Source organism: Streptococcus sobrinus DSM 20742 = ATCC 33478, assembly GCF_000686605.1.
GTDB classification, from domain to species: domain Bacteria; phylum Bacillota; class Bacilli; order Lactobacillales; family Streptococcaceae; genus Streptococcus; species Streptococcus sobrinus.
Genome location: NZ_JMLC01000048.1, coordinates 1 through 3,131, shown reverse-complemented (window position 1 = coordinate 3,131; position 3,131 = coordinate 1). Strand labels below are relative to the sequence as shown.

At 41.6% G+C, this 3,131-nt stretch carries 5 protein-coding genes; 2 read left to right on the top strand and 3 right to left on the bottom strand.

Annotated elements, in window-relative coordinates:
- Positions 1-83: 83 nt before the first annotated feature.
- The 3 genes from BS63_RS0110235 to rpmF form a co-directional block, all read right to left on the bottom strand.
- Positions 84-362: a hypothetical protein gene (locus tag BS63_RS0110235; RefSeq protein WP_002963324.1), complete on the bottom strand. Its 279-nt coding sequence runs from the start codon at positions 360-362 to the stop codon at positions 84-86.
- Between the two features lie 281 nt (positions 363-643).
- Positions 644-793 carry a 50S ribosomal protein L33 gene (gene rpmG / locus BS63_RS0110230; protein WP_001265622.1) on the bottom strand — a complete coding sequence of 50 codons (150 nt, stop codon included), beginning with the start codon at positions 791-793 and terminating at the stop codon, positions 644-646.
- Between the two features lie 15 nt (positions 794-808).
- Entirely contained in the window at positions 809-991 is a 183-nt protein-coding gene (gene rpmF, locus BS63_RS0110225; protein WP_002963325.1) for a 50S ribosomal protein L32, read from the bottom strand.
- Between the two features lie 307 nt (positions 992-1,298).
- Here rpmF and hisS point away from each other — a divergent pair, with 307 nt between their 5' ends.
- Both hisS and BS63_RS0110215 read left to right on the top strand, forming a co-directional pair.
- Positions 1,299-2,579: a histidine--tRNA ligase gene (hisS, locus tag BS63_RS0110220; RefSeq protein ID WP_002963326.1), complete on the top strand. Its 1,281-nt coding sequence runs from the start codon at positions 1,299-1,301 to the stop codon at positions 2,577-2,579.
- An 11-nt stretch (positions 2,580-2,590) separates the two neighbouring features.
- Complete coding sequence (locus tag BS63_RS0110215; RefSeq protein ID WP_002963327.1) at positions 2,591-3,031, top strand: hypothetical protein; 441 nt, start codon at positions 2,591-2,593, stop codon at positions 3,029-3,031.
- The last annotated feature ends 100 nt before the right edge of the window (positions 3,032-3,131 follow it).

Here is a 3,131-nt window from a genome sequence, read left to right as displayed (position 1 = left end):
GGACATGCTTATCTCTTTCCTTATACTTTGTTTCGCAACTTTAGTATATCAGATAAGCTTGTCTTTTTTTGTTGCACCTCATTTTACAACGGGGCGTATTCTTTTAACTTCGATTTTGAAGCAGATTCCAAAGCATATTCGCACTCTTTAGCATGAGGTGATTTAGGATGGCTTGATAAATAGATTTTCCCTTTTTTCTCGTTTATCACTAAATCCACATCGTAACAACCAGGACAAAATAATTGGTTTTCATACTTAAGTTTTGTCCCAGCTTTATCCTTTTGATATTCCTTTTGTAGCTCATGAAGTTCTAGTCTCTCATGATCGTAAATACAGTATTGAAATTTATTTTTTGTAAACATAATAATCCTTTCTACTTATCAACAATTAAATCTTGCTTTAAAAAATCTGAAATGTGTAGTTATCTAAAAACAAACATCTAATTTTCAAAACAACACAAAAACGCTCTAGACAATATGACTAGAGCGTTTTCTATATATCCGAACATCTAATTTATTTCACAAAAAATGTAGTCAAAAATGTAGTCATTCGGTTGATTTTTATTGCAATACTATGAAATTTGAAAATTCAAGAATCGCGTTAAATCAAGGTTTTTTCGTTTCTACTGAAACGTAATGACCCACTATTTAACCTCAGTAAACACAACGTGTTTGCGAAGTTTTGGTGAATATTTCTTCAATTGAAGACGGTCTGGTGTGTTACGTTTGTTTTTTGAAGTAAGGTACAAGCGTTCACCAGATTCTTTGTGTTCAAGTGTGATATTGACGCGCATGGTATCTCCCTTCTATTATTCTGCAGCTTTAGCTTTGGCGATTTTACGTCCTTTGTAGTAACCCTTGAGGGATACACGGTGAGAACGTGAGTAATCTCCAGTTGTTTCGTCAAATTTAACAGTTGGAGCTGTCAATTTGTAGTGCGTACGACGTTTATTCTTCTTAGATTTTGACGTATGACGTGCAGGTACTGCCATGATATTTCCTCCAATTATGTTTAAATAATGTCTTGATTTGCATCAACTTTAGTATAATAGCATAACTTTTTTGTAAAGTAAAGTTACTTGACAAGCATTCTCAAAAAATTTTATCAAGGCTTTTAAAAATAGCCTGAAAAATGGTAAAATTAAAGAGATTTTATCTGTCTAGAAAGGAAAAGAGGTCGTTGGTGAGTTAGCCCAAGCCCACTATATACATTCTTAGAGGAAAGATAAATCATTGGGAAATACTACTTTTCGATGATGGCCCTTTCTCTGCAGAATTTTACGACCTTTATGTATCATAATGAAACTTCAAAAACCCAAGGGAACCCAGGATATTCTGCCGGCTGAGAGTGCCAAGTGGCAGTATGTGGAAAATGTTGCACGTGAAACCTTCAAAAAATACAACTATGGGGAAATCCGCACACCTATGTTTGAGCACTACGAGGTTATCAGTCGCTCGGTTGGCGATACGACGGACATTGTCACCAAGGAAATGTATGATTTTCACGACAAAGGCGACCGCCACATCACCCTGCGACCAGAAGGGACGGCTCCAGTTGTTCGCTCTTTTGTGGAAAATAAGCTCTTTGCTCCTGAGGTGCAAAAGCCGGTCAAGATGTACTATATCGGCTCTATGTTTCGTTACGAACGGCCCCAGGCTGGTCGTCTGCGGGAGTTTCACCAGGTAGGGGTTGAGTGCTTTGGCTCCAGCAATCCTGCCACCGATGTGGAAACCATCGCTATGGCCTACCAACTTTTCCATGAGCTGGGTATCAAGGATGTCACCCTCCACCTCAATAGTCTGGGGAATACCGCTAGCCGTTTGGCCTACCGTCAGGCCCTGATTGATTACTTGACACCGCTCAAGGACAGTCTATCCAAGGATAGCCAACGTCGCTTGGAAGAAAGTCCCCTGCGGGTCTTGGATTCCAAGGAAAAAGAAGACCAGGCGGCGGTGGAAAAGGCTCCTTCCATCTTGGATTATCTGGATGAGGAAAGTCAGACCCACTTTGACGCCGTTCGGCAGATGCTGGAAAGTTTGGCCATTCCTTATCTTATTGACACCAATATGGTGCGTGGTCTGGACTACTATAACCACACTATTTTTGAATTTATGGCCAAGGTGGGCAATTCAGATTTAACCATCTGTGCCGGTGGTCGTTATGATGGCTTGGTTGATTATTTTGATGGCCCTGAGACCCCTGGTTTTGGCTTTGGTCTGGGTCTGGAACGCCTGCTCTTGATTTTGGACAAGCAGGGTATCTATTTGCCTGTTGCAGAAAGCCTCGATGTTTATATAGCAGTTCTCGGCCAGAGTGCTAATGGCAAGGCTCTGGAACTAGTGCAAGCCCTGCGAGCACAAGGCTTCAAGGCTGAACGAGACTATCTTGGTCGCAAGATTAAGGCCCAGTTCAAGTCGGCCGATGCCTTCAAGGCCAAGACCGTCATCACCCTTGGAGAAAGCGAGCTTGAGTCAGGTCAGGTCATTGTCAAGAACAATCAAACCCGTCAGGAGCTTGAAACCAGTCTAGAGGCTATCAGCCAAGACTTTGCTGGCATTTTGGAGCAATTAGGCTACTAAAGGAGTAAGCAGTGACAAGTATTGAAGATTTATTAAAAGAGGAGCAGACCTTTAGTCTGTCCTTCCAGCGGGACTTGCCCTTGAGATTTCAAGAGCAGTTTTGGCAGATGATTGCCTATCTGGATCGGCATGAAATTCCTTGGTTTAATGGGGAAAAGGCCAGCGACCATTTTATGTGTCAGCAATTCCTAGGTCAGCAGTGGGATTACGATTACCAAAAGGTGATCCTCGTTTTCAAACCTAGAGAACGTTTCCTAGGTTGGCAGTATGATGAAGAAACCGATGAATGGGGCATCTCCATCCAGGATGTCTATGGCTTTGCCTGGAATCACCTAGCTGATGAGGCTGACTATAGCTTTGATGAGATTGCTGAATTCCAGGAGGAATTTATCGACACCAGCGACCTCCTAGCCTTTTTCGGAAAGAAAAAAGGTTTCAAATATTTTTTATGAAAGCGCACGACAAACGCATGAAGAAAATAACGTTTTCAGATAATAGATTCATAAAAAAGAGTCCACCTCCGGAGTTATAATAGACTTAGGAGGTGTCTTT